At 60.1% G+C, this 25,764-nt stretch carries 21 protein-coding genes; 11 read left to right on the top strand and 10 right to left on the bottom strand.

Annotated features, from left to right (window positions below):
- Positions 1-139: 139 nt before the first annotated feature.
- The 4 genes from AC07N8_RS21490 to AC07N8_RS21475 form a co-directional block, all read right to left on the bottom strand.
- Positions 140-1,111: a FecR domain-containing protein gene (locus AC07N8_RS21490; RefSeq protein ID WP_483843133.1), complete on the bottom strand. Its 972-nt coding sequence runs from the start codon at positions 1,109-1,111 to the stop codon at positions 140-142.
- Entirely contained in the window at positions 1,108-1,626 is a 519-nt protein-coding gene (locus AC07N8_RS21485; protein ID WP_483843132.1) for an RNA polymerase sigma factor, read from the bottom strand. Before AC07N8_RS21485 ends, AC07N8_RS21490 begins: the two co-directional genes overlap by 4 nt.
- A 221-nt stretch (positions 1,627-1,847) precedes the next feature.
- Entirely contained in the window at positions 1,848-2,555 is a 708-nt protein-coding gene (locus tag AC07N8_RS21480) for a 3'-5' exonuclease (RefSeq protein ID WP_493145819.1), read from the bottom strand.
- Entirely contained in the window at positions 2,552-4,492 is a 1,941-nt protein-coding gene (locus tag AC07N8_RS21475; RefSeq protein ID WP_493145820.1) for a putative nucleotidyltransferase substrate binding domain-containing protein, read from the bottom strand. Before AC07N8_RS21475 ends, AC07N8_RS21480 begins: the two co-directional genes overlap by 4 nt.
- Positions 4,493-4,745: 253 nt before the next feature.
- Here AC07N8_RS21475 and AC07N8_RS21470 point away from each other — a divergent pair, with 253 nt between their 5' ends.
- On the top strand, positions 4,746-5,207 hold the full coding sequence (locus AC07N8_RS21470) for a response regulator (protein WP_483843129.1): 462 nt from the start codon (positions 4,746-4,748) through the stop codon (positions 5,205-5,207).
- A 103-nt stretch (positions 5,208-5,310) separates the two neighbouring features.
- Here the strand turns inward: AC07N8_RS21470 and AC07N8_RS21465 are convergent, their stop codons facing one another.
- Positions 5,311-7,488: a malate synthase G gene (locus AC07N8_RS21465; protein ID WP_493145821.1), complete on the bottom strand. Its 2,178-nt coding sequence runs from the start codon at positions 7,486-7,488 to the stop codon at positions 5,311-5,313.
- Between the two features lie 591 nt (positions 7,489-8,079).
- Between AC07N8_RS21465 and AC07N8_RS21460 the strand changes: the two genes are divergently transcribed.
- Positions 8,080-8,598, top strand: coding sequence for a glycine cleavage system transcriptional repressor (locus tag AC07N8_RS21460; RefSeq protein WP_027926687.1), 519 nt, complete (start codon positions 8,080-8,082; stop codon positions 8,596-8,598).
- A gap of 215 nt (positions 8,599-8,813) precedes the next feature.
- Here the strand turns inward: AC07N8_RS21460 and rarD are convergent, their stop codons facing one another.
- The 5 genes from rarD to AC07N8_RS21435 all read right to left on the bottom strand — a co-directional run bounded on the left by rarD (position 8,814) and on the right by AC07N8_RS21435 (position 14,510).
- Entirely contained in the window at positions 8,814-9,701 is an 888-nt protein-coding gene (rarD, locus tag AC07N8_RS21455; RefSeq protein WP_483843127.1) for an EamA family transporter RarD, read from the bottom strand.
- Positions 9,702-9,818: 117 nt separating this feature from the next.
- Positions 9,819-10,793, bottom strand: coding sequence for a serine/threonine protein kinase (locus tag AC07N8_RS21450; protein WP_123433055.1), 975 nt, complete (start codon positions 10,791-10,793; stop codon positions 9,819-9,821).
- A 191-nt stretch (positions 10,794-10,984) separates the two neighbouring features.
- Positions 10,985-12,886 carry a PhoX family protein gene (locus tag AC07N8_RS21445; RefSeq protein WP_493145822.1) on the bottom strand — a complete coding sequence of 634 codons (1,902 nt, stop codon included), beginning with the start codon at positions 12,884-12,886 and terminating at the stop codon, positions 10,985-10,987.
- Positions 12,887-12,943: 57 nt separating this feature from the next.
- Positions 12,944-13,708: a TOBE domain-containing protein gene (locus tag AC07N8_RS21440; protein WP_493145823.1), complete on the bottom strand. Its 765-nt coding sequence runs from the start codon at positions 13,706-13,708 to the stop codon at positions 12,944-12,946.
- Positions 13,709-13,769: 61 nt separating this feature from the next.
- Positions 13,770-14,510 carry a ComF family protein gene (locus AC07N8_RS21435; protein ID WP_493145824.1) on the bottom strand — a complete coding sequence of 247 codons (741 nt, stop codon included), beginning with the start codon at positions 14,508-14,510 and terminating at the stop codon, positions 13,770-13,772.
- Between the two features lie 92 nt (positions 14,511-14,602).
- Between AC07N8_RS21435 and bioB the strand changes: the two genes are divergently transcribed.
- The 9 genes from bioB to AC07N8_RS21390 all read left to right on the top strand — a co-directional run bounded on the left by bioB (position 14,603) and on the right by AC07N8_RS21390 (position 25,735).
- Entirely contained in the window at positions 14,603-15,658 is a 1,056-nt protein-coding gene (bioB, locus tag AC07N8_RS21430) for a biotin synthase BioB (RefSeq protein WP_010467114.1), read from the top strand.
- A gap of 159 nt (positions 15,659-15,817) precedes the next feature.
- On the top strand, positions 15,818-16,996 hold the full coding sequence (bioF, locus tag AC07N8_RS21425; protein ID WP_493145825.1) for an 8-amino-7-oxononanoate synthase: 1,179 nt from the start codon (positions 15,818-15,820) through the stop codon (positions 16,994-16,996).
- On the top strand, positions 16,989-17,720 hold the full coding sequence (locus AC07N8_RS21420) for an alpha/beta fold hydrolase (RefSeq protein ID WP_483843122.1): 732 nt from the start codon (positions 16,989-16,991) through the stop codon (positions 17,718-17,720). The genes bioF and AC07N8_RS21420 overlap by 8 nt, the downstream gene beginning before the upstream one ends.
- Positions 17,713-18,525, top strand: a complete 813-nt coding sequence (bioC, locus tag AC07N8_RS21415) for a malonyl-ACP O-methyltransferase BioC (RefSeq protein WP_493145826.1) — start codon at positions 17,713-17,715, stop codon at positions 18,523-18,525. The genes AC07N8_RS21420 and bioC overlap by 8 nt, the downstream gene beginning before the upstream one ends.
- Entirely contained in the window at positions 18,522-19,202 is a 681-nt protein-coding gene (bioD, locus tag AC07N8_RS21410) for a dethiobiotin synthase (protein WP_483843120.1), read from the top strand. The genes bioC and bioD overlap by 4 nt, the downstream gene beginning before the upstream one ends.
- Positions 19,203-19,309: 107 nt before the next feature.
- Entirely contained in the window at positions 19,310-19,606 is a 297-nt protein-coding gene (locus tag AC07N8_RS21405; protein ID WP_483843119.1) for a pyrroloquinoline quinone biosynthesis protein PqqE, read from the top strand.
- A 278-nt stretch (positions 19,607-19,884) separates the two neighbouring features.
- Positions 19,885-21,690 carry a phenylacyl-CoA dehydrogenase gene (locus tag AC07N8_RS21400; RefSeq protein WP_493145827.1) on the top strand — a complete coding sequence of 602 codons (1,806 nt, stop codon included), beginning with the start codon at positions 19,885-19,887 and terminating at the stop codon, positions 21,688-21,690.
- Between the two features lie 467 nt (positions 21,691-22,157).
- Complete coding sequence (locus tag AC07N8_RS21395) at positions 22,158-24,299, top strand: cytochrome-c peroxidase (RefSeq protein WP_483843118.1); 2,142 nt, start codon at positions 22,158-22,160, stop codon at positions 24,297-24,299.
- Positions 24,300-24,445: 146 nt separating this feature from the next.
- On the top strand, positions 24,446-25,735 hold the full coding sequence (locus AC07N8_RS21390) for a GGDEF domain-containing protein (protein ID WP_123433066.1): 1,290 nt from the start codon (positions 24,446-24,448) through the stop codon (positions 25,733-25,735).
- Positions 25,736-25,764 lie beyond the last annotated feature (29 nt).

Below are 25,764 nucleotides of genomic sequence, written 5' to 3'. Positions count from 1 at the left end.
TGATTGAGTCAGACGGCATCTTCGCGAGCAGGCTCGCTCCCACAGTTTGATCTTTGGTGTACACAGAATTTGAGTCCACTGGAGATCCCCTGTGGGAGCGAGCCTGCTCGCGAAGACGGCCGCTCAGACACCACAGGACTCAAGGTTTGGCATCAGCCTTCGCCACCGTCACCCACCACGGCGTGTGTTGTTCGATCTGCACCGGCAGGGTCGGCAGCAGGGCGCTCAAGGCTTTGTCGGTGTCATGCAGCGGGAAGCTCCCAGTGATCCGCAGGTCGGCAATCTCGGGTGCAACACCCAGGTGCCCGCGCCGATACCGGCCGAGTTCGAACACCAGGTCTTCCAGGCGGGCGTTATCGACCACCAGCATGCCGCGAGTCCACGCGTCGGCGCCGGCATTGACGGCGACAATCGGCCCCAGGCCATTGCTGCGCATTAGCACTTGCTGGCCTTCTTGCAGAATCTGTTCTTCAGGACTCGCCTGCGGATGCGCGGCGACGGCGGACTTCAACACGCTCAGGCGCGTGCCTTCTTCCTCGCGCTTGACCAGGAACAACGTCCCGAGTGCACGCATGCTGCCTTCGCGGGTTTCGACGATAAACGGCCGGGCATCGCCGTGACCGGTCTCGACGAGGATTTCGCCTTCCTGAAGGATGATCCGCCGCTGCTTCTCATCAAAACGGATGTCCACGGCGCTGTGGGTGTTGAGGTTGAGCAGCGTGCCGTCCGCCAGGCGCAGGGTGCGCTGCTCGCCGGTGGCGGTGCGCTGGTCTGCCAGCCAATAGTCGAGGGGCAAATAACGCTCACCGGCAAACAACGCCAGTCCGATCACGGCGATAACACTGGCCACACCGCTGCCCAGTTTGCGCACGCGACGACGAATGCTTTCACGCGATTGCAGCAACGCCGTGCGAGCCGGGCCGTTGGCAACGCTGAAACGCTGGTCGAGCATGCCCAGCTGGCGCCAGGCGCGGGCATGTTCCTCGTGGGCTGCGTGCCACTGGCTGAACGCTTCGCGCTCCACCGGACTGCCGGAGTCGAGGGACAATTGCCAGGCAATCGCTGCATCCAGCACTTTGGCCGACACCGGTTTGGAGCTGACCGGGCTCATACCGGTTCACCGTACAAGGCGATGTAGCACTGACGAATCCCTTGGGCCAGGTATTGCCGGACACGCGGCACCGAGACGCCCAGTCGTTCGGCGATTTCGGCATGGGTGAGGCCGTCGAGGCGGTTATAGAGAAACGCGGCGCGAGCCTTGCTCGACAGCTGACCCAGCAAACGGTCGATGGCCTTGAGGTCTTCGAGGATCAACTGCTGCTCCTCGACCGACGGTTGTTCGCCTTCGGGGATCAGCATCAGTTCGGTGAGGTAGGCCTGTTCCAGCGCTGCGCGGCGGAAGTAGTCGAACAGCAGGCCTTTGGCAATTGCCACCAGGAACGCCCGCGGCTCGCGGGGTTCATTCAGCTCATCGCGGCCCAGCAACCGCACAAAGGTGTCCTGGCTCAGGTCTTCGGCACGTTGCGGGCACGCCACGTTGCGTCGCAGCCAGGCCAATAGCCAACCGCGATGGTCGCGATATAACGCACCAACGAGCTCACTGTGGGGGCTTTGGATTGACGACACGCAGCATCACCGATTGGGAAGTGTTAACTAACGAGAATTGTTCGCGATTGTGGCAGAGGCGGGGAAGGTAAGCAATTGGCGCTGGTCGGGTGAATGGAGTGTTAAGTAACCAGTTCGACCGCGTTATCGTTCTTCGCGAGCAGGCTCGCTCCCACAGGGTTCAGCGTTAACCCTGTGGGAGCGAGCCTGCTCGCGAAGGCACCAGTCAATTCACCCCATTACTAGAATGAAGGCGCATGCTGCCGGCGTTTCCACTGACTCACCCGCTGCTGCAAATTCAACGGACTATGAATCTGCTGCTGCCGCGCCCGGCTAAACAGGATCAACGCCAATTCAGCCGTCGCCAACGCATCGGCACTGGCGTTATGTCGCTCGAACACTTGCAGCTTGAACCAGTCGATCCACTCATCCAGCCCAGCCTCGCGAATGTGCGCCTGAGGGCACAGCAGCGGGGCGATGTCTGCCACATCCAGAAACGGATTCGCCAACTTGTAGCCCAGGTGGTCTTTCAATGCGCGGCCCAGCATGTGCTGATCGAACGGCGCATGAAACGCCAACACCGGGCTGTCGCCGAGGAACTCCATGAAATCGAGCAGGGCTTGCGCCGGGTCGCTGCCGGCCGCAATGGCGCTAGGGCCGAGGCCATGAATCAGCATGCTGGGCGCGAGCTTCATATCGGCGCATTGCAGCGTGCGTTCGAACTGCTGGCTGAAGTCGATGGCGCCGTCCTCGATCAGCACGGCACCAATGGACAACACCCGATCCCTGTTCAGGTTGAGCCCGGTGGTTTCCAGGTCGAGCACCACCCAGCGTTGTTCACGCAGGCTGCATTCACCCAGCTCGGCTACCGCCGGCAAGCACTTGAGTCGTTGTTGCAACTCCTCCGTCAGCAGCGGGGTAGCCGGGCGCAGCCATGAAAACAGGCTCATAGCTGATACCGCAGGGTCAGGCTGCTTTGCAGGCGTTGCGCCTGGCGCAAGGATTCGCGCAGGATCCGTCGGTCCAGATGATTGAGGCTGTCCGGATCGACCCGGTTGGAGTAGGGCAAGTTCTCCCGCGTTTGCAGCTGATGTTGCTGCATGCGGGTTTGCTGAATGAAGTGGTACGCCTCTTCATAGGCGGCCCCGTCCAGCGGCTGAATGATTTCCTTGGCCACCAGTTGGCGAAAACGCTCCAGGGTATTGTTGGTCTCGATCCCGTGGGCCAATGCCAGCAACCGTGCGCCATCGACGAAGGGAGTCAGCCCCTGCACCTTGAGGTCCAGCGTGGCTTTTTCACCGTTCTTGCGCGCCAGCACGAACTCCCGGAAACGTCCCACCGGTGGACGATTGCGCAAGGCGTTTTCGGCCAGCATCCGCTGGAACAACCGGTTATCGCCGACCTGATCAAGAATCGCGCGACGCAGTTGTTCGCACCCTTGCTCGTCACCCCAGACCACGCGCAGGTCGAAATAAATGCTCGAACCCAGCAGGTTCTCCGGCGTCGCCTCGCGGATAAACGCCGCAAACCGTCGCGCCCATTCGGCCCGCGACAAACACAACTCCGGGTTGCCGGCCATGATGTTGCCCTTGCACAGCGTGAAGCCGCAGAGCGCCAGGCTCTGGTTGATCTGCTGGGCTATCGGCAACAGCTTGCCGCGAATCTCGGCAGCGTGCGCGGCGTCCCTGGCCTCGAACAGAATGCCGTTGTCCTGATCGGTGTGCAGCGTCTGCTCACGCCGGCCTTCGCTGCCGAAGCACAACCAACTGAACGGCACGCCGGGGTCGCCTTTGTCGGCGAGGGTCAGTTCGATCACCCGGCACACGGTGTGGTCGTTGAGCAAGGTGATGATGTGGGTGATCTGCGTCGACGAGGCGCCATGAGCCAGCATGCGCTCGACCAGTTGGCCGATCTCGCCACGCATCAGCACCAGGTTTTCGATGCGCTGGGCGCTGCGAATCGTCCGTGCCAGGTGCACCAGATCCACCCGTTGCAGGGAAAACAGGTCGCGTTCCGAGACCACGCCGCACAGGCGTTGATCTTTCACCAGGCAGACATGCGCGATGTGCCGCTCGGTCATGGCGATGGCTGCGTCGAAAGCGCTGTGGTCCGGCGACAGGAAAAACGGCGCCTGGGTCATGTGTCGGTCGATGGTTTCGTTGAAGTCGTTGGTGCCGGCCGCTACCACATGGCGCAGGTCGCGCAGGGTGAAGATCCCCAGCGGGGCTTTGTGTTCATCGACCACGACGATGCTGCCGACCTGTTGCTCGTGCATCAGCGTCACTGCTTCACGCAGCGGCGTCGCCGGGCTGCAGGTCACCGGGTGGCGCATGGCCAATTCGCCCAGGCGTGTGTTCAGCGAGTACTGAGTGCCGAGGGTTTCCACGGCTTTTTGCTGGACTTGCTGGTTGACCTGATCCAGCAGGCTACTGACGCCGCGCAGGGCAAAGTCGCGGAAGGTGCTGGAAATCGCGAACAGTTTGATGAACGCCAGCTTGTTCAATTGAAGGCAAAAGGTGTCTTCGGCGGCCAAGTGCTCAGTTCGGGTCGCCCGTTCACCCAGCAACGCAGCCAAGGGGAAGCATTCCCCCGTGGTGATTTCGAACGTGGTTTCGGTGCCACCCTTGGCCGTGTGCGGGCGCTCGCCTACGACGCGGCCCTGTTTGACGATGTAGAAATGTTCAACCGGGCCATCGGCGGGCTTGATGATGCTGTCGCCGGGGGCATAAAAACGCAGCTGACATTGTTCAACCAGGTACGCCAGGTGAGCGTGTTCCATCTGATTGAAGGGCGGGAAACGCTGAAGGAATTGCAAGGTACCCTGAATGTTTTGCAATACGGCGGTTTTCCCTGCCTGTGTGAAGGCGTCCGCTTTACTCATAACCATTACCGCAGTCTTTTTTGAATTGTTGTTGTCGGATGACTCTGCCATCGTCCGCCCCTGCGTGCGGAGTGCCCATTGGACGTAAGTCTAGGTAGGCCTTGCAGGTGTCGGAAGTTAGGAAATGTCTGACGCAAATGTGGGAAAAACCTCCTACATTGGCTATAGAAAAAGTTTCCGACGACGTGCACATTGAGGGTCTGCTTAGCGGTGTCTGACGATTGAGCTAGGGGATTGAATTGAAAACGTAGAGAGCGCCATGTCCGACCAAGATATTTTGAGTGATGCCGAGCGCGAGGCGCTGAGTGCCGTCATGCTCGAACCCGATTTGCCGCCGCAGCGAGTGCTGATCGTCGACGACGATAAAGATGCACGCGAGTTGTTGTCGCAGATTCTTGGACTGGACGGTATTCGCTGCATCACCGCTGCCAGTGGTGAAACCGCACTCAAGTTGCTGGTTGCTGAAGAGGAAGTGAAAAAGCCTTCAATCGGTCTGGTGATCACCGATTTGCGTATGGGCAATGTCGATGGCCTGGAACTTATCCGTCAGGTGCGTGAGTCGGTTCGGGCGGCCTTGCCCATCATCATTGTTTCCGGCGACGCTGACGTGAAAGACGCCATCGCGGCGATGCATTTGAGTGTGGTGGATTTCCTGCTCAAGCCTATCGACACCGAGAAGTTGCTGGAGCTGGTCAAGCATGAGTTGGGCATAGAGCCTTAGTACTGATCTCTCTGATTCACACACACACAGTGGATTGCATTCACAAATAAAAAAGCCCTGATCGAAAGATCAGGGCTTTTTCATGTCCAGCGTCAGCGACTAGTTACAGGCCATTGGCAGCCTTGAACTCGCGACGACGACGGTGCAGAACCGGCTCGGTGTAGCCGTTCGGCTGCTTCGTGCCTTCGACCACCAGTTCGACCGCCGCCTGGAAGGCGATGTTGCTGTCGAAGTTCGGGGCCAGCGGACGGTACAGCGCGTCATTGGCGTTCTGACGGTCAACCACCGGCGCCATGCGCTTGAGGCTTTCCATCACTTGCGCTTCGGTCACGATGCCGTGGCGCAGCCAGTTGGCGATGTGCTGGCTGGAAATACGCAGCGTTGCACGGTCTTCCATCAGGCCGACGTCGTTGATGTCCGGCACTTTCGAGCAACCCACGCCCTGGTCGATCCAGCGCACCACATAACCGAGAATGCCCTGGGCGTTGTTGTCCAGTTCGTTCTTGATCTGTTCGGCGGTCCACTGTGGATTGACGGCCAGCGGGATGGTCAGGATGTCGTCCACCGAAGCGCGCGCACGTTTGGCCAGTTCGGCCTGACGGGCGAACACGTCGACCTTGTGGTAGTGCAACGCGTGAAGCGCAGCTGCGGTCGGCGATGGAACCCAGGCCGTGTTCGCGCCGGCCAGTGGGTGGGCGATTTTCTGTTCGAGCATCGCCGCCATCAGGTCGGGCATCGCCCACATGCCTTTGCCGATCTGCGCGCGACCTTGCAGGCCGGTGCTCAAGCCGATATCGACGTTCCAGTTCTCGTAGGCGCCGATCCACTTCTCGGCCTTCATGTCGGCCTTGCGCACCATCGGGCCGGCTTCCATGGAGGTGTGGATTTCATCGCCCGTACGGTCGAGGAAACCGGTGTTGATAAACACCACGCGCTCGCTGGCCGCCTTGATGCAAGCCTTGAGGTTGACCGTGGTACGGCGCTCCTCGTCCATGATCCCGACTTTCAGCGTGTTGCGCGGCAGACCGAGAACTTCTTCGATGCGACCGAACAGTTCGTTGGTGAACGCGGCCTCTTCCGGACCGTGCATTTTCGGCTTCACGATGTAGACCGAACCGGTGCGGCTGTTCTTGCGCGAGCTGTGGCCATTGAGGCTGTGGATCGCTGCAAGGCTGGTCACCAGACCGTCGAGGATGCCTTCCGGCACTTCGTTGCCGTCTTTGTCGACGATGGCGTCGATGGTCATCAGGTGACCGACGTTACGTACGAACAACAGCGAACGACCGTGCAGGCTCAGTTCCTTGCCATCGACACTGGTGTAGGTGCGGTCGGCGTTCATGGTGCGGGTAAAAGTCTTACCACCTTTGGAGACTTCTTCCGACAGGTCGCCCTTCATCAGGCCGAGCCAGTTGCGGTAGATCACCACTTTGTCATCGGCATCGACGGCGGCGACGGAGTCTTCGCAGTCCATGATGGTGGTCAGTGCGGCTTCCATCAGGATGTCTTTGATGCCTGCAGCGTCGGTCTGGCCGACCGGGGTGCTGGCGTCGACCTGGATTTCGAAGTGCAGGCCGTTGTTCTTCAGCAGGATCGCGGTCGGCGCGCTGGTGTCGCCGTGGAAGCCGATCAGCTGAGCGTCGTTGCGCAGGCCGGTGTTGCTGCCGCCTTTAAGGGCGACCACCAGTTTGCCGTCAACGATTTTGTAGCCGGTGGAATCGACGTGGGAGCCGGCAGCCAATGGCGCGGCCTCGTCGAGGAAGGCGCGGGCGAAGGCAATCACCTTGTCGCCGCGAACCTTGTTGTAGCCTTTGCCTTTTTCCGCGCCGTCAGCTTCGCTGATGGCGTCGGTGCCGTAGAGCGCGTCATACAGCGAACCCCAGCGGGCGTTCGAGGCGTTGAGCGCGAAACGGGCATTCATGACCGGGACCACGAGCTGTGGGCCGGCCATGCGGGCGATTTCGTCATCGACGTTTTGCGTCGTTGCCTGGAAATCGGCCGCTTCTGGCAGCAGATAACCGATGTCTTGCAAGAAGGCTTTATAGGCCACGGCGTCGTGCGCCTGACCGGCACGAGACTGGTGCCAGCCATCGATACGAGCCTGGAAATCATCGCGTTTGGCGAGTAGGGCTTTGTTCTTCGGCGCCAGGTCATGAATGACCTTGTCGGCACCGGCCCAGAACTTATCGGCGGTGAGGCCGGTACCGGGAATGGCTTCGTTGTTCACGAAGTCGAACAGGACTTTGGCGACCTGCAGGCCACCGACTTGAACGTGTTCAGTCATTGCTTGCCTCACTCTGCTCAGCTATTTCGCTTTTCAGCTCTTCAATTTTGACAATGAAGCCTCTGGCCATTTAAACCACAAACCCGTCCGCCAGTACATGCCCTTTCGGGCGGCTGGGTTCGGTCCGATCAACGGCTTGGAGGCCTTGCTGACAGGGCTTTTCAGGGTTGCGAGTGTGCCGGTGGCAGACATCGATCCAACGTTATGTAGTGCGCGCTGCGGCATACTACATGATGAATTGCGCTTGTGAAAATTAGACTAATTACGTCGTTCTGCGACCCCATGACGCATTGCAGTCATGTCGGGGAACGGGATGTTCTCAAAAAACCATTGGATTGTTCCAGTTAAATATAAAAAGTTGTACACATAATCTTTGAAGCACGGCTATGGGGCTTTGGTTTCTGTGGCGAGGGAGCTTGCTCCCGCTCGGCTGCGAAGCAGTCGCAAAACCAGCGAATGCGCTGGTCTGGATAAATGCAGGGGGCGCTTCGCGCCCCAGCGGGAGCAAGCTCCCTCGCCACAAAAGCAGTGCCGCGCTGAATTTTTCCCCTTGCCTATACTTCTGTTTCTATAACAAAAGAGGGCTGCGCCATGGACCACCTCGTACTCACAGTATTTGCTCCGGACAAGGCTGGGCAGGTCGAGCGCATCGCCCAGTGCATTGCCGAGCACGGCGGCAACTGGCTGGAAAGCCGCATGTCGCGCATGGCCGGGCAGTTTGCCGGGATCCTTCGGGTGGGAGTGCCGGCCGAGGCCTACGATGAATTGGTCGATGCCCTGCAGGCGTTGTCCGCCCAAGGCATTCGCGTACTGATTGCCGAAAGCGGCATCGAGCAATCCTGCACCTGGAAGCCGATTGCAATGGAGTTGGTCGGCAACGATCGTCCGGGGATCGTGCGCGACATCACTCGTCTGCTCAGCGAACAAGGGGTGAACCTGGAAAGGTTGGTGACCGAAGTGCGGCCGGCGCCGATGAGCAGCGAGCCGCTGTTCCATGCCGAGGCGATTCTTGCCGTGCCACTGACCTTGTCGCTGGACGTCTTGCAGTCGCGCCTGGAAACCCTGGCGGACGATTTGATGGTCGAACTGGTGCTGCGCAGCGAGCCTTGACAGGCTTATCCAAGATTAACGTGCACCTGCCTGTGGATAACCTGTAGAGACAGCCCGCCAGCCCACGCCGGCCGGGCTTCTTCAGGATCTGATCAAAAAACCATCAGTTTCAACGAGTTGCGCACAAACGCCGGGGATCACGCTGTGGATAACCTTGGGAAGGATCGATGCAGGCCACGTGGGACGTGGCCTGTAGAGGTTTGTGTGTTTTTTGATCAGCTGCGGCGGCGCAGACTTATCCACGCATCAACGCTGTACACCGCCAGGCCCGCCCAAATAAAGATGAACGCAACCAGTGTGCTGGACGACAGCTGTTCGCCAAACAACAGAACGGCTTGCAGCAGCACCAGTGTCGGCGCGAGGTACTGGAGAAATCCCAATGTCGTGTAGGGCAAATGCCGTGCGGCGGCGTTGAAACACACCAGCGGCACCAGCGTGACCGGGCCGGCGGCCACCAGCCACCAGGCTTCGGAGGTGGTCCAGAACTCGGGCTGAGCGCTTGTGGCGGTTTGATTGAATAGCAGCCAGGCAATGGCAATCGGCACCAGCATCCAGGTTTCCACCACCAGCCCCGGTAGTGCCTTGACCGGCGCCTGCTTGCGGATCAATCCGTAGAACCCGAACGTCAATGCCAATACCAGCGACACCCACGGCAGGCTGCCGACTTGCCACACCTGCTGCGCCACGCCAACCGCCGCTAAACCAACGGCCAGCCACTGCATGCGCCGCAGCCGTTCGCCGAGGATCAACATCCCCAGCAACACGTTCACCAGCGGGTTGATGTAGTAACCGAGGCTGGCCTCAAGCATCCGTCCATTGTTCACCGACCACACGTAAGTCAGCCAGTTGGCCGCGATCAGCGTGCCGCTGAGGGCCAGGATCGCCAGGCGTTTCGGGTTGTCACGCAACTCGCGCCACCAGCCGGGATGTTTCCAGACCATCAGCAACAAGGCGCCGAACAGCGCGGACCACAGCACGCGATGGATGATGATCTCCACGGCGGGCACGCTGGCGATGGCTTTGAAGTAGAGCGGGAAAAGTCCCCAGATGATGTAGGCACTCAGGCCCAGAATGTACCCGCGACGCGGGTTGGCGGCTTGCATGCAGAGTCCTTGCTTAGGCAGCTAACAAAGGGAGATTGTAAGGAGATTTATCTCCGAATGTCCTGCCTGAATAGGTTGGGCAATTGTGAACACAACCCCTGTGGGGGTTGTGTTGGGTCAGAAGAGTTTTAGTGGTTCTTCATTGAGTGCCGCCAATTGCTCACGCAACGCCAACACCTGGTCCCCCCAATACCGCTCGCTGCCGAACCACGGAAAACTGTGCGGGAACGCCGGGTCATCCCAGCGACGGGCGAGCCAGGCGCTGTAGTGCATCAGGCGCAAGGCGCGCAGCGGCTCGATCAACGCCAGTTCTCGCGGATCGAAATCGTGAAACTCGTTGTAGCCGTCCATCAATTCCGACAATTGGCCGAGGCATTCCTGGCGGTCACCGGCGAGCATCATCCAGATGTCCTGCACCGCCGGGCCCATGCGGCAGTCGTCGAGGTCGACGATGTGGAACATTTCGTCGCGGCACATCATGTTGCCGGGGTGGCAATCGCCGTGCATGCGGATGTTCTGGTGCGGCGTGGCCTTGTAGACCTCTTCCACCCGCTTGAGCAGGTCGCGGGCCACGGACTCGTAGGCGGGCAGCAAACTCTTGGGAACAAAGTTGCCTTCGAGCAGGGTGGTCAGCGAGTCGTGACCGAAGTTCTTAACGCCCAGCGCTTCACGGTGTTCGAACGGTTTGGTGGAACCCACGGCGTGCAGACGACCGAGCAACTGACCCAGCCGATAGAGCTGATCGAGATTGCCTGGCTCCGGCGCACGGCCACCACGGCGCGGGAACAGGGTGAAACGAAAACCGTTATGTTCGTGCAGGCTGGCGCCGTTGTGAATCATCGGCGCGACCACGGGCACGTCGCACTCGGCGAGTTCGAAGGTGAACTGGTGCTCTTCGAGAATCGCTTCGTTGGTCCAGCGCTGTGGGCGGTAGAACTTGGCGATCAGCGGCTCGGAGTCTTCGATGCCGACTTGATAGACGCGGTTCTCGTAGCTGTTGAGCGCCAGAATGCGCGCGTCGCTGAGAAAGCCGATGCTTTCGACGGCATCGAGCACGAGGTCTGGGGTAAGGGTTGCAAACGGGTGGGCCATGCTGACTCCTGCGCGCAGCAGGCTGCCGCGTCCGGCCAAGCATGGTAGCGCAGACGGGGCGTCTTTAGGGCCTGGCCTTGAGATGAGTGTGGTCTGGGCGGACGCTTTCGCGAGCAGGCTCGCTCCCACACTGGATCTGCGACACTCCGCAAATCCCCTGTGGGAGCGAGCCTGCTCGCGAAGGGGCCTGATCAGGCGCCGACGACCCCGCCATCTTCACGAGTAATGGCCATCACCGAAGACCGCGGTTTTCCATTCGGCAAATGCTCAGGGAACGTCGATCCACCGTTCTCCCCCGGATGCTGAATCCCGACAAACAACGTCTTCTGATCCGGCGAGAAGCTGATGCCGGTCACTTCGCAACCGATCGGCCCAACCATGAACCGGCGGATCTCCCCGGTCACCGGGTCGGCACACAGCATCTGGTTGTTGCCCATCCCCGCAAAATCACCGGCATTGCTCGAATCGCCGTCGGTGAGAATCCACAACCGCCCGGCCTTGTCGAAACCCAAGCCATCCGGGCTGTTGAACATGTTCTGCGGGGTGATGTTCGACGAACCGCCCTTTGGCGTGTCGGCGTGGACGCCCGGGTTGCCGGCGACCACAAACAGGTCCCAGGCAAAGCTTTTCGAGCCGTGATCGTCACGGTCGGTGCGCCAGCGCAGGATCTGCCCGTAGACGTTTTTCTCGCGCGGGTTTGGCCCACCCACAGGTTGACCCTCTTCGCCGCGCTTGGCGTTGTTGGTCAGGGTGCAATAGACCTGGCCATCCTTGGGGCTGACCACGATCCATTCCGGACGGTCCATGCGTGTGGCTTTCACCACGCTGGCGGCGAGACGCGCGTGGATCAGCACTTCGGCCTGGTCGGCGAAACCGCTGCTGGCGTCGATGCCGTTTTTGCCGTGAGTCAGCTCGACCCACTCACCTTTGCCTTTCGGGTGATCGGCATTACCGTCGCCGGCATCGAAGCGCGCCACGTACAAGGTGCCGTGGTCGAGCAGGTCGCGGTTGGCCTTGGGGTTTTTGTGGTTGATCTTGTCGCGGCTGACGAACTTGTAGATGAACTCGCCGCGCTCGTCATCGCCCATGTACACCACGGCGTGGCCGTCATGGGTTTCTGCCAGCGCAGCATTTTCGTGCTTGAAGCGGCCCAGGGCCGTGCGCTTGACCGGGGTTGATTGCGGATCGAACGGGTCGATTTCCACCACCCAGCCGTGACGATTGAGTTCGTTCGGGTTCTTCGCCAGGTCGAAACGCTCGTCGTGCTGGTGCCAGTTGATCTCTTTACTGGCTGCCACCGCGCCGTAGCGTTTTTGCGCCGCGTCGAATTTTTGCTCGGCATTGCTGCTGCCGAAGCAGTCGGTGAAGTTCTCTTCGCAGGTCAGGTACGTGCCCCACGGCGTCTTGCCGTTGGCGCAGTTCTGGAAGGTGCCGAGGACGTTCTTGCCGTGTGGGTCGGTGCTGGTTTTCAGCAGTTCATGGCCGGCGGCCGGGCCGCTCAGGCTGATCGGCGCATTGCCGTGGATACGACGGTTGTAGCGCGAGCCCTGGACGAACTGCCACTGGCCGTTCTTGCGCTGCACTTCGATCACCGACACGCCTTCGCAGGCCAGCGCCTTGCGCACTTCTTCGGCCGATTGCGGCATGCCGCCGTGCGCGTAGAGGTAGCGATAGTTGGTGTATTCGTTGTTGATCGCCATCAGCGCCCGGTCTTTTTCACCGGGAAACTCGAACAGGCTCATGCCGTCGTTGTTGTCACCGAACTGGACTTCCTGATGCTCGGCCGTGCCGTTGCCACTCGGGTCGAAGGCCGGGCCATTCTTTTGCAGCGGCTGGCCCCAGCTGATCAGCACCGAGGACTTGTAGCCGGCCGGCAAGGTAATGGCGTCGCTGGTGGCGGCGGGGATGCTGTCGAAACCCAACAGTTTGCTGGTGCCTGCGCTGACACTCGCGGCCATGACGCTGCGGCTCAGCAGGTTGCCACCCAGGAACATGGCGGCACCGCAGAGGGCACCGGCGCTGATAAAACCGCGACGGCTGAGGCCGACCATTTTTTCGAGATCGGTGGACTGGTTTTCTTCTAATAGGCTCACATCAGGCTCCCTGCGGTTTTTGCAGCCACCTTAGTGAGCGGACATGACGCTTTTGTTTCAGAGCGGAGTGCCCAACAGGACGTTCGAGGGCGAAAACTGCACCCGCACCGGTTTGTCAGTGGTCAGCCCGTGGGTTCGCAAATGCAGTGGCTCGGCCAAGGCGCACAGCGTCTGGCCATTGGGCAAGCTGATGCGCACTTCGCTGGGGCCGTCTTCGGCGTCGAGAATTTCTTCGATAATGCCGGTGAGGCAATTGTTGCCGGGTGTTGCGTGTTGCTCGATCGCCAGCACGTCCAGCCAGCCGGCCTTGATCAGGGCGACCACCTCGGTGCCGGTTTCCAGCTCCAGGCGCAGGGTGCTGTCGTGGGTGATCTGCGCATCGATATTCAAGCCTTCGGCCAGTTCGAGACGAATGCGGTCGTTGCGGCCCTGGGCTTCGATCTCGACAACCTTGCCGTGCAGTTGATTGCGCGCGCTGGTCCGGAGCATCAAGCGGCCGAGCAGGTCGAGATCGCTGGCATCTTCGGCGGCTTCCAGCACCTGGGCCTGGAGGACTTGCAGCTTTTGATAAAGGCGCAACACGCGCAGGCCTTCGCTGGAGAGTTTGGCACCGCCGCCGCCCTTGCCGCCGACGCTACGTTCCACCAGCGGTTTCTGCGCCAGGTTGTTCAGCTCATCGATGGCGTCCCACGCCGCCTTGTAACTCAGGCCCGCGCTTTTCGCAGCGCGGGTGATCGAGCCTTGTTCGGCGATGTGTTGCAGCAAGGCGATGCGCTGCGGACGACGGACAATGTGCTGGGACAACAAGGTAGGCAAGGACATGGCGAGGCGCTTTGGCTGTGACAATTAGAAGACGTTGGCCGCTTGGGCACCGGGAGTCAAGTCAGGCCGCATCGCCCGGCTTGGGTGTGCGAGCCAGGCAATAGACGTCAACCCGCGCAGCCCCAGCGTCCATCAGCAGCCGGGCGAGGGCTTGCGCCGTGGCACCCGTGGTCAGCACGTCGTCCACCAACGCCAAATGGCGCCCTTTGATCTGCGCGCCGGGTGTCAGGGCGAACGCGTTGCGCAGGTTCTTCTTGCGGGCTTCGGCATTCAAATCCTGCTGCGCGCTGGTGTCTTGAATCCTTGCCAACAGCGATTCGTCGCAAGAAATGTTCAAGGCGTGGCTGAGCCAGCGGGCGAGCATCGCGGCTTGATTGAAACCCCGTTGGCGCAGTCGTTTTGTAGCCAGCGGCACCGGGACCAGTGCGTCGGGCCGATTGAGGTGTTCGTCGAAGCGATGTTGCAGGTATTGCGCGAGAAGATCGGCGAGCAGGCGGCCAAACGGCCACTTTGCCGAATGCTTGAAGCGCGTGATCAACGTGTCCAGCGGAAAGCTGTACGACCACGGCGCGGCGACTCGCTCGAAGGCGGGTGGTTGTTTCAGGCACTGGCCGCAGGTCAAGCCTGTGCCGGGCAAGGGCAGGGCGCAGGTCTGGCAGTGATCGCCAAGCCAGGGCAACTCGGTTTCGCAGGCCATGCAGATCGGGATGTTTTCCTCGGCCGGTTCAGCACAGAGCAAACAGTGTTGTTTGTTTTTTAACCAGATGTAAACCGGTCCATCGTATCGTGGTTGACAGCGCATGAGTCTTCCTTAAATATGCCGAACATCCGTGTCGCGTCTGTGGGTATTCCATCCCCCAGCCGCTTGCCAAGCATAAAACAAAGGAAACGCCCATGAGCGCCAGCACCTCTGCAACCCTGCGTCATGACTGGTCTTTGGCCGAAGTCAAAGCACTCTTCGTTCAGCCATTCAACGACCTGTTGTTCCAGGCTCAGACGGTGCACCGCGCACATTTCGACGCCAACCGCGTCCAGGTTTCCACGCTGCTCTCGATCAAGACCGGCGCTTGCCCGGAAGATTGCAAATACTGCCCACAGTCCGGTCACTACAACACCGGCCTGGAAAAAGAAAAACTGATGGAAGTGCAGAAGGTCCTCGAAGAGGCCGCTCGCGCCAAGGCCATTGGTTCGACTCGTTTCTGCATGGGTGCGGCGTGGAAACACCCGTCGGCCAAAGACATGCCGTACGTGCTGGAAATGGTCAAAGGGGTGAAGGCCATGGGCCTGGAAACCTGCATGACCCTCGGTCGCCTGGATCAGGACCAGACCGTTGCGCTGGCCGACGCCGGCCTCGACTACTACAACCACAACCTCGATACGTCGCCTGAGTTCTACGGCAGTATCATCACCACCCGCACCTACAGCGAACGCCTGCAAACCCTGGCCTACGTGCGTGAATCGGGGATGAAGATCTGCTCCGGCGGTATTCTCGGCATGGGCGAGTCCCTCGATGACCGCGCCAATCTGCTGATCCAGCTGGCCAACCTGCCTGAGCATCCAGAGTCGGTGCCGATCAACATGCTGGTGAAAGTTGCCGGCACGCCGCTGGAAAATGCCGAAGACATCGATCCGTTCGACTTCATCCGCATGCTCGCCGTTGCCCGCATCCTGATGCCGCAATCCCACGTGCGCCTGTCCGCTGGCCGCGAAGCCATGAACGAACAGATGCAGGCCCTGGCGTTCTTCGCTGGCGCGAACTCGATTTTCTACGGCGAAAAACTGCTGACCACCGCCAACCCGCAGGCCGACAAGGACATGCAACTGTTCTCGCGCCTGGGGATTCTGCCGGAAGCGCGCGAAGAGCACGCCGACGAGGTGCATCAGGCGGCAATTGAACAGGCACTGGTTGAGCAGAAGAGCAGCGAGCAGTTCTATAACGCCGCTGTTTAAAGTCTCCACCGATTCCTCTGAAGGAATGCAAAACACTGTGGGAGCGAGCCTGCTCGCGAAAGCGATCGAACAGTCGACATTTATGTTGAGTGTGAAGGCCACTTCGCGAGCAGGCTCGCTCCCACAGTGGTCATGTGTCATTTGATAGCCGAGGCCTGCATGTCTTTCGATCTCGCCGCACGCCTTGCTGCCCGTCGTGCCGAAAACCTCTATCGCCAGCGCCCGCTGCTCGACAGCCCTCAAGGCCCGGAAGTGGTAGTCGACGGCCAGCCATTGCTGGCGTTCTGCAACAACGATTACCTGGGCCTGGCCAATCACCCGCAAGTGATCGAAGCCTGGCGTGCCGGTGCTGCTCGCTGGGGCGTGGGTGGCGGGGCGTCGCACTTGGTCATCGGTCACAGCACGCCGCACCATGAACTGGAAGAAGCCCTGGCTGATCTGACCGGGCGCCCGCGTGCGTTGCTGTTCACCACCGGATACATGGCCAATCTCGGCGCGGTCACCGCACTGATCGGGCAGGGCGATACGGTGCTCGAAGACCGGCTCAATCATGCTTCGCTGCTGGATGCTGGTCTGCTGTCCGGCGCGCGTTTCAACCGCTACCTGCACAACGACGCGGTCAGCCTGGCCAAGCGCCTGGAGAAAGCCACGGGTAATACGCTGGTGGTCACCGACGGCGTTTTCAGCATGGACGGCGACATTGCCGACCTGCCGGCGCTGGCCCGCGAAGCCAAGGCCAAAGGCGCGTGGTTGATGGTCGATGACGCTCACGGGTTTGGCCCGCTGGGTGCCAATGGCGGTGGGATTGTCGAGCACTTCGGCCTGAGCCAGGAAGACGTGCCGGTGTTGGTCGGTACGCTGGGCAAGGCGTTCGGTACCGCCGGGGCTTTTGTCGCGGGCAGCGAAGAGCTGATCGAAAGCCTGATCCAGTTCGCCCGTCCCTATATTTACACCACGAGCCAGCCACCGGCGCTGGCGTGTGCGACGCTGAAAAGCCTCGAACTGCTGCGCACCGAACATTGGCGACGTGAGCATCTGAAGACGTTGATCCGCCAGTTCCGCCAAGGTGCCGAGCAAATCGGCCTGGAGCTGATGGACAGCTTCACGCCGATCCAGCCGATCAGGATCGGCGATGCCGGGCGTGCGGTTCGACTGTCGCAGATGCTGCGCGAACGTGGCCTGATGGTGACGGCAATCCGTCCGCCGACGGTGCCGGCTGGCAGCGCCCGCTTGCGCGTGACCCTGACCGCCGCGCATAGCGAGGCCCAGGTGCAACTATTGTTAGATGGACTGGCCGATTGTTTTGCCCAACTGAAACCGGAGCCAAGCCATGCGTGATCGATTGATTCTGTTGCCCGGTTGGGGCCTCGGGATTTCGCCATTGGAACCTTTGGCGGCGGCCTTGCAGGGGCTGGATGAGCACCTGCGCGTCGAGATCGAACCGTTGCCGGAACTGGAGTCAAGTGATCTTCAGGAATGGCTCGATGAACTCGATTCGACAGTGCCGCAGGACGCCTGGCTCGGCGGCTGGTCCTTGGGCGGCATGCTGGCGGCCGAACTGGCGGCACGGCGCGGTGATCGCTGCTGCGGCTTGCTGACCCTGGCGAGTAATCCTTCGTTTGTCGCCCATGAGCAATGGCCGAGCGCGATGCCTGGCGAGACGTTCGATGCGTTCCTGGCTGGCTGCCAGGCTGATCCGCGCATGACGTTGAAACGGTTTTCGTTGCTGTGCGCACAGGGCGCCGAAGACCCGCGCGGTCTGTCGCGGTTGTTGCTCGGTGGCGCGCCAAACGCTTCTGCTTCGACCTTGATGAGTGGTCTGGAGGTTCTCGCACAACTGGATACTCGCCAGGCTTTGCAGGCGTTTCGCGGTCCGCAACTGCATTTGTTCGCCGGCCTCGACGGCCTGGTCCCGGCCGAAGCAGCGGGGGACTTGCTGGCGCTGCTGCCGGATGTCGAAATCGGTCTGATTGAACAGGCCGGCCACGCGTTTCTTCTGGAAGACCCCCACGGTGTGGCGGGGGCGATTCAGGCCTTTTTGCATGAGTCCGGTGATGACTGATTTATCCCTTCACAGCCTGTCCGGCGGTTTGCCCGACAAGCGCCAGGTGGCCGCCTCTTTTTCCCGTGCCGCGGCGAGCTACGACAGCGTGGCGGAGTTGCAGCGCGATGTTGGCAGCCAGTTGTTGAGTCGCCTGCCCGCGGATTTTTTCCCGGATCGTTGGCTCGACCTGGGCTGCGGCACCGGGTATTTCAGTCGGGCGCTGGGTGAGCGTTTTCCCACCGGTCAGGGTGTCGCCCTCGACATTGCCGAAGGCATGCTCAATCACGCACGGCCATTGGGGGGCGCCACCCATTTCATCGCAGGTGATGCGGAGCGCTTGCCGCTGCAGGATTCAACCTGCGACCTGATCTTCTCCAGCCTGGCCGTGCAGTGGTGCGCGGACTTCGGCTCGGTCCTGAGCGAAGCGCAGCGTGTGCTGAAACCGGGCGGGATTTTCGCGTTTGCTAGTCTTTGTGTAGGGACGTTGTTTGAGCTGCGTGACAGTTGGCGGCAGGTCGATGGCATGGTGCACGTCAATCGCTTCCGCGAGTTGGGTGTTTATCAGCAACTGTGTGCGGCCAGCGGCTTGAAAACCGTCAGTCTGCAAACCCGTCCTCATGTGTTGCATTACCCGGATGTGCGCAGCCTGACCCATGAACTCAAGGCCTTGGGTGCGCACAACTTGAACCCTGGGCGGCCGGGTGGTTTGACTGGCCGGGCGCGGATCCTCGGTTTGATCGAGGCGTATGAGCAGTTTCGTCAGGCTGAGGGTTTGCCGGCGACTTATCAGGTGGTTTATGCCGTATTGGAGAAGCCTTTATGAGCAAAGCCTATTTCATCACCGGTACGGACACTGATGTCGGCAAGACCACCGTGGCCGCCGGGTTGTTACATGCCGCGCGGTCGGCAGGCTTGAGCACGGCAGCCGGCAAGCCGGTTGCCTCGGGCTGCGACGTGACGCCCAAGGGGTTGCGTAACGCCGATGCGCTGGCGCTGTTGGCCGAATGCTCATTGCCGTTGACGTATGCACAGGTCAACCCGGTGGCGTTCGAGCCAGCCATCGCGCCGCACCTGGCCGCGCGGGAAGCTGGCGTGGCGCTGACGGTGCAATCGCTGTTGACGCCTATGCGCGAGATTCTCGATATGCAGGCCGATTTCACCCTGATCGAAGGGGCGGGCGGCTGGCGAGTGCCGTTGGCGGATCAGGACAATCTGTCTGACTTGGCGATGGCGCTGGATTTGCCGGTGATTCTGGTGGTCGGTGTGCGCCTGGGTTGCATCAATCATGCGCTGTTGACGGCCGAGGCGATTGCCCAGGATGGATTGCAGTTGGCGGGGTGGGTGGCCAATATCATTGATCCCAAAACCTCGCGGCTGGAGGAGAACCTCGCGACACTCGCCGAGCGCATCCCCGCACCGTGCCTTGGGCGGGTGCCGAAACTCAAGTCGGTCACCGCTGAATCGGTGGCGGAACATTTGCAGCTGGATTTGCTGGACTAGGTTTTAGCTATCACAAGGCACTGTGCCATTAGTGTTTTTATCGGGCGTTTTGCCATCATGTCTGATTCAATGCCCGCTATTGATCCCCTTGCCGGACGAGTTCTCCCATGCAGATTTCAGGTAACACTGCTTTTTATGCGGGTCTGAGCACCATTCAGACAGGGCAGAACCGCGTCGATCAAGCCGCCGGGCAGATCGCCAATAACACCATTGAGCGTTCGGTGACCAGCCAGTCTTCCGAAGTTCAGGTGGATCGCCTGCGTTCGGTTGATCGCAGTCAGCGATCCGACCTGACCAGCAATGTCATCGAGATGACTCAAGGCAAATTCCAGGTGGAAGCGGGCGCTAAAGTTGCCAAGGCTTCAGACGAAATGCTCGGAACGTTGATCGATACATTCGCTTGATCCCTCGCTGAAACCGCTTCTGGAACGCCGCGACTTTTCGCGGCGTTTTTCTGCGTAAGTCCTTCTCCCTCAACTAATCTTTTCTACACGGCACCTTTGCTTGAGCATCGGTGGTGCGCTGCTGCGTGTCCGGCAGATCGATCAGGCGATGACAAACGGCCCAAGATCGATGCTTGACAAGATTTGGGCGTAAACGTATGTTTCAAACAACTGTTTGACCGCCACAACAAATCCACGCGGTCGTTCATTCCCGGTTACATCAGCAGAGGTTTATCGCTATGCCTGACTACAAGGCCCCCTTGCGTGATATTCGCTTCGTTCGTGACGAACTGCTCGGCTACGAAGTGCACTATCAGAGCCTTCCGGCTTGTGCGGACGCAACTCCGGACATGGTTGACGCCATTCTCGAGGAAGGCGCCAAGTTCTGTGAGCAGGTACTGGCTCCGCTGAACCGCGTGGGTGACACCGAAGGCTGCACCTGGAGTGAGTCCGGCGTTAAAACCCCGACGGGTTTCAAAGAAGCCTACAAACAATTCGTTGAAGGCGGCTGGCCTAGCCTGGCGCACGACGTAGAGCACGGTGGCCAAGGCCTGCCGGAGTCTCTGGGTCTGGCTGTGAGCGAAATGGTTGGCGAAGCCAACTGGTCGTGGGGCATGTACCCAGGCCTGTCCCATGGCGCGATGAACACCATTTCCGAACACGGCACGCCTGAGCAACAAGACGCGTACCTGACCAAACTGGTTTCCGGCGAGTGGACCGGCACCATGTGCCTGACCGAACCGCACTGCGGCACCGACCTGGGCATGCTGCGCACCAAGGCCGAACCTCAGGCCGACGGTTCCTACAAAGTATCCGGCACCAAGATCTTCATCTCGGCCGGTGAACACGACATGGCCGACAACATCGTCCACATCGTACTGGCCCGCCTGCCGGATGCACCGGCTGGCACCAAAGGCATTTCGCTGTTCATCGTGCCGAAGTTCATGCCGAACGCGGATGGTTCGATCGGCGCTCGCAACGCGGTGAGCTGTGGTTCCCTGGAACACAAGATGGGCATCCACGGTAACGCGACTTGCGTGATGAACTTCGACGCGGCCACCGGTTTCCTGATCGGCCCGGCGAACAAAGGCCTGAACTGCATGTTCACCTTCATGAACACCGCACGTCTGGGTACCGCACTGCAAGGCCTGGCCCATGCTGAAATCGGCTTCCAGGGCGGCCTGAAATACGCTCGCGATCGTCTGCAAATGCGCTCCCTGACTGGCCCGAAAGCGCCGGAAAAAGCAGCTGACCCGATCATCGTTCACCCAGACGTACGTCGCATGCTGTTGACCATGAAGGCATTCGCCGAAGGCAACCGTGCAATGGTTTACTTCACTGCCAAGCAAGTCGACATCGTCAAGTACGGCGTGGATGAAGAAGAGAAAAAGAAAGCCGACGCACTGCTGGCCTTCATGACGCCAATCGCCAAAGCCTTCATGACTGAAGTTGGTTTTGAATCGGCCAACCACGGCGTACAAATCTACGGCGGCCACGGCTTCATCGCCGAGTGGGGCATGGAGCAGAACGTTCGCGACAGCCGCATCTCGATGCTGTACGAAGGCACCACCGGTATCCAGGCACTCGACCTGCTGGGCCGTAAAGTGCTGATGACCCAAGGCGAGGCCCTGAAAGGCTTCACCAAGATCGTCCACAAGTTCTGTCAGACCAACGAAGGCAACGAAGCGGTTCAAGAGTTCGTCGCACCGCTGGCTGCACTGAACAAAGAATGGGGCGAGCTGACCATGAAGGTCGGTATGGCGGCCATGAAGGATCGCGAAGAAGTCGGCGCGGCCTCCGTGGACTACCTGATGTACTCCGGTTACGCCTGCCTGGCCTACTTCTGGGCTGACATGGCGCGTCTGGCTGCCGAGAAACTGGCTGCCGGCACTTCCGAAGAGGCGTTCTACACCGCCAAGCTGCAGACTGCGCGCTTCTACTTCCAGCGCATCCTGCCGCGTACCCGCACTCACGTTGCAACCATGCTGTCGGGCGCCAACAACCTGATGGACATGAAAGAAGAGAACTTCGATCTGGGCTACTAAGCCTTAACGCAGTGCTTCAAAAAAGCCGCCGCTCCTTCGGGAGTGGCGGTTTTTTTTGCTTTATACAAACAATAAGTAGTCGCCGATACTGCAACTAGTGCCTTTGTCTTCAATTAACTAACGGGGGCAAATTGTTTTCAGTATTAAATAAGTCAAATAACTTGTTTTGCAATTACGGGGCCAAAGTTTAAGACCTCGCGGGCGCTTGGGCTATTGCTGTGAGGCCCTCTGTGGCTGGGGAATTGCCCCCGGTAATGGGGGATTTGCACCAAGGTTGAGGCTTGAATAAAAGTTCAAAATTAATTTGTATTTCTGCTGTTGAAATCTTTTGTAACAGCTACAGTTCAATTAAGCGCCTGCCACGGTGCCTTCCGTAGCGTTTCAACTTCGGCAACGACAAAGTCTAACTTTGCCAGTTGAGTGACGCCTCATGCCCGGCAACTCCATCACTGAATCGGGGTGTCATCATGGTGAACTTGAGCCTTTTTGTTCGAACTGTCCGTCTGCCCTGCGTGATCGTCTGCGGGCTGCTCGTTATCAGTCTGCCCGCCAAACATGCATTCGCGGCGACGGCGGCAGAAGTTGATCTGCCCGTGCCGGAAGTCCCTTCCCTGCAGACGCTGCACGGCCTGATCCCGCCTGACCCTTCCGGCACCGAAGGCGGGCGCAAGGTCGACCTGATGACCGACTATGTGCTCAATCGCTCGGCGGCGGTTCTGCTGGGCAAGGCGCTGTTCTGGGACATGGAGATCGGTAGCGATGGCTCCACGGCGTGTGCATCCTGTCACTTTCATGCGGGTGTCGATCACCGGATCACCAACCAGATCAACCCGGGCCAGGCCAGCACCCATGCCAACGTTTCATCGATCTTCAACAAGCCGTTTGTAGCCTCCGATATTCCCGGCGACGTTCCTTCCTACGCGACCCTGTCCGCCGGCAAGGGCGGCCCGAACTACACGTTGAAGAAAACCGATTTTCCGACCCACGTGTTGGCCGATCCGCTGGATCGCAACTCGGCGATTGTCTACTCGACCGACGATGTGGTCGGCTCGCAAGGGGTATTCGATGCCAACTTCGTCAAACCGAATCAGCCGCGCTTCGACAAATGCACGCAGCAACCGGACGGCGTGTTTCAGGTCGGCGGTATCAACGTGCGGCGCAGCACCGGACGCAATGCCCCGACGGTGATCAACGCCGCGTTCAACGTGCGTAACTTCTGGGACGGACGGGCCAATAACGTGTTCAACGGCTTTTCGCCGTTCGGCAATCGCGACCCCGATGCCGGGATCTTCGTCACCAGCGATCGCAGCGGGGTGGCCACCAAGGTTCGGCTGGCCCTCAACGATGCCTCTGCCGCCTCGCAGGCTGTTGGCCCACCGGGCAGCCCCGTGGAAATGTCCTGCGGCGGGCGCACCTTCGCCGACATTGGCCGACGCATGCTCGACTCGCTGATGCTCAAGCAGCAGCGGATTTCATCCACCGACTCTGTGCTGGGTCCGGTTTCCGGCGCCCGCCGTCCGACCTACAGAGAATTGATCAAGGCCGCTTTCCAGCCTCGGCTGTGGAACGCCACACAACAGGTTTCGCTCGGCGGCGCGCCGTACACCCAGATGGAGGCCAACTTCCCGCTGTTCTTCGGGCTGGCGATTCAGATGTACGAATCCACCCTGGTCTCCGACCAGGCCCCCGTGGATGCTTACTTGCAAGGCAATCAGCAGGCGATGAATGCACAGCAGGTCGAAGGGATGAACCTGTTCCTCGGCAAGGGCAAGTGCGTCAATTGTCACGGCGGAGCGGAGTTGACCAACGCTGCCAGCCGCTTGCTGTTCCATCCCCGTGAGCGGATCGAACGGATGCTGATGGCTGACAACCTCACCGCGCTGTACGACAACGGTTTCTACAACACCGGTGTGCGCCCGACGTCGGAAGACCTGGGGCTCGGTGGGTCCGACGCATGGGGCAACCCGCTGGCGTTCACTCGCGAATACAACACCCAGTTGCAGGGCATCAATGTGCCGGATCCTCTGGACGTGGATGTGTGTACCTTCGAAGCGCTGTTGAGTGCGGGATTACCCTGCGATTCGACGCTCAAACCCAACGTCGGTTTCCACGATGCGGTGGATGGCGCCTTCAAAACCCCAACGCTGCGCAACATCGCGCTGACCGGGCCGTACTTCCACAACGGCAGCCGCTCGACACTCAGGCAGGTCGTCGAGTTCTACAACCGCGGTGGTGACCGGCGCGGCTCGGAAGCGAACAACACCAGCGGCTTCGATCATCCGAGTGTGAATCAGCACAACACCTCCAACCTTGATCCGGACATGACCGCCCTGAACCTGACGCCTGATGAAGTGGACGCACTGGTCAAGTTCATGGAAGTCGGGCTGACCGATCAGCGCGTGGCCTGGGAACAGGCGCCTTTCGATCATCCATCGCTGGTCATTCCACAAGGCCATATCGGTGATGAAAACGCCGTGACGTTGAAGCCGGTCAGTCCGAAAATCACCACCCGACAAGCGGCAGATGCGCTGATTACACTCAAACCGGTCGGTGCGGAAGGGCGCCCGGCTACGGAAGGGCCACTCTTGCCGTTCTACAACGATCTCTGATGGACTGATGTGACCGGCCGCGCTGTTTGCGGCCAGTCACGCACCCGCTAAAAAAACCTGACATTTCGCTCAGTAAGTCGAGGTTTCTGCCGTTACAGTAGGTGGGCACAATGCCATCTATTGTCATGACGGTCGGAGCTTTACCCTTGCCGCGTTCTTCCGCTGTACGTTTCAGCCATTTCCTACCGTCGTTACTGCTTTTACTTGCGGGGCTTGCGGCTGCCTACATCAAGGATCTGAACGTTTTCTTCACTTCGCTGTTCAACGTCCTGCCGACGTTGGTGCTGTTGCTCGGCGGTGCGTATTGCGCGGTTTACCGACGTCAGCGCGAGCTGTTTCTGATGGTCACGGTGTACATCGCCTACTTTTTGCTCGACACCCAGACCGACTATTACCGCGACAACGGCAAAGTCCGCGAAGACGCCGCCGTGGTTTTCCATTTGTGTTGCCTGTTGCTGCCGCTGTTGTTCGGCGTTTTCGCGGCCTGGCAGGAGCGCACGCACCTGTTTCAAGACATGGTCGCGCGCTTCGCGGTATTGCTGGCCGTCGGCAGTGTCGCGTTGGGACTGGAGCAGAGTTACCCACAAGCTTTGCTGATGTGGTTGTCGGAAATCCGCTGGCCGGCACTGCATGGTGCCTGGATGAGCCTGATTCAGCTGGCTTACCCGGTGTTCATCGCTTCGTTCCTGTTGCTGAGCTGGCAATACTGGCGCAACCCGCGACCGTTGCACGCCGCGCAACTGGTGGGTTTGCTCGGGTTGTTCTGGGCGCTGCCGAAAACCTTCATTCTTCCGTTTACCCTGAACATCATGTGCAGTCAGGTGATGCTGATGATTGCCGCAGCGGTCGCGCATGAGGCCTATCAAATGGCATTCCGCGACGAACTCACCGGTCTGCCGGGCCGTCGCGCCTTGAACGAGCGGATGCAGCGCTTGGGGCGTAATTACGTGCTGGCCATGAGCGACGTCGATCACTTCAAGAAATTCAACGACACCCACGGTCACGATGTCGGCGACCAGGTGCTGCGACTGGTCGCCAGCAAACTGTCGAAAATCGGCGGTGGCGGTAGGGCATATCGCTATGGCGGTGAGGAATTTGCGTTGGTGTTCGCAGGCAAGACGCTCGAAGAGTGCATGCCGCACCTGGAAGTCATCCGCGAATCCATCGCCACTTACAATATTCAGCTGCGCAATCAGGACAACCGGCCTCAGGACGACCAGCAAGGTCGTCAGCGCCGCTCGGGCCCGGGGGCTTCGAGTGTGTCAGTCACGGTCAGCATCGGCGTCGCCGAACGCGTGGAGCAGCGCACCCCTGAGAAGGTTCTCAAATCGGCGGACGAAGCGCTCTACAGCGCCAAGGGTGCCGGACGAAACTGCGTGGTGGCGTTCGGTCAGACCCGACGTGGCGCCGTGCGAATGGACGCCGCTGCGGGTTGAGTGATGATGGCGCATTCAGCGTCTGGACT

It is taken from the genome of Pseudomonas sp. GW821-FHT10C09 (assembly GCF_059415465.1).
This window is presented reverse-complemented; position numbering and strand designations above follow the sequence as displayed.

Bases quoted from the DNA above. Each gene is read 5' to 3' on its own strand.
- AC07N8_RS21475 (WP_493145820.1), bottom strand. From the start codon at position 4,492: ATGGTTATGAGTAAAGCGGACGCCTTCACACAGGCAGGGAAAACCGCC.
- bioD (WP_483843120.1), top strand. From the start codon at position 18,522: ATGAGCAAAGCCTATTTCATCACCGGTACGGACACTGATGTCGGCAAG.
- AC07N8_RS21420 (WP_483843122.1), top strand. From the start codon at position 16,989: ATGCGTGATCGATTGATTCTGTTGCCCGGTTGGGGCCTCGGGATTTCG.
- rarD (WP_483843127.1), bottom strand. From the start codon at position 9,701: ATGCAAGCCGCCAACCCGCGTCGCGGGTACATTCTGGGCCTGAGTGCC.
- bioB (WP_010467114.1), top strand. From the start codon at position 14,603: ATGAGCGCCAGCACCTCTGCAACCCTGCGTCATGACTGGTCTTTGGCC.
- AC07N8_RS21465 (WP_493145821.1), bottom strand. From the start codon at position 7,488: ATGACTGAACACGTTCAAGTCGGTGGCCTGCAGGTCGCCAAAGTCCTG.
- AC07N8_RS21440 (WP_493145823.1), bottom strand. From the start codon at position 13,708: ATGTCCTTGCCTACCTTGTTGTCCCAGCACATTGTCCGTCGTCCGCAG.
- AC07N8_RS21480 (WP_493145819.1), bottom strand. From the start codon at position 2,555: ATGAGCCTGTTTTCATGGCTGCGCCCGGCTACCCCGCTGCTGACGGAG.
- bioF (WP_493145825.1), top strand. From the start codon at position 15,818: ATGTCTTTCGATCTCGCCGCACGCCTTGCTGCCCGTCGTGCCGAAAAC.
- AC07N8_RS21490 (WP_483843133.1), bottom strand. From the start codon at position 1,111: ATGAGCCCGGTCAGCTCCAAACCGGTGTCGGCCAAAGTGCTGGATGCA.
- bioC (WP_493145826.1), top strand. From the start codon at position 17,713: ATGACTGATTTATCCCTTCACAGCCTGTCCGGCGGTTTGCCCGACAAG.
- AC07N8_RS21395 (WP_483843118.1), top strand. From the start codon at position 22,158: ATGGTGAACTTGAGCCTTTTTGTTCGAACTGTCCGTCTGCCCTGCGTG.
- AC07N8_RS21450 (WP_123433055.1), bottom strand. From the start codon at position 10,793: ATGGCCCACCCGTTTGCAACCCTTACCCCAGACCTCGTGCTCGATGCC.
- AC07N8_RS21460 (WP_027926687.1), top strand. From the start codon at position 8,080: ATGGACCACCTCGTACTCACAGTATTTGCTCCGGACAAGGCTGGGCAG.
- AC07N8_RS21405 (WP_483843119.1), top strand. From the start codon at position 19,310: ATGCAGATTTCAGGTAACACTGCTTTTTATGCGGGTCTGAGCACCATT.
- AC07N8_RS21400 (WP_493145827.1), top strand. From the start codon at position 19,885: ATGCCTGACTACAAGGCCCCCTTGCGTGATATTCGCTTCGTTCGTGAC.
- AC07N8_RS21435 (WP_493145824.1), bottom strand. From the start codon at position 14,510: ATGCGCTGTCAACCACGATACGATGGACCGGTTTACATCTGGTTAAAA.
- AC07N8_RS21470 (WP_483843129.1), top strand. From the start codon at position 4,746: ATGTCCGACCAAGATATTTTGAGTGATGCCGAGCGCGAGGCGCTGAGT.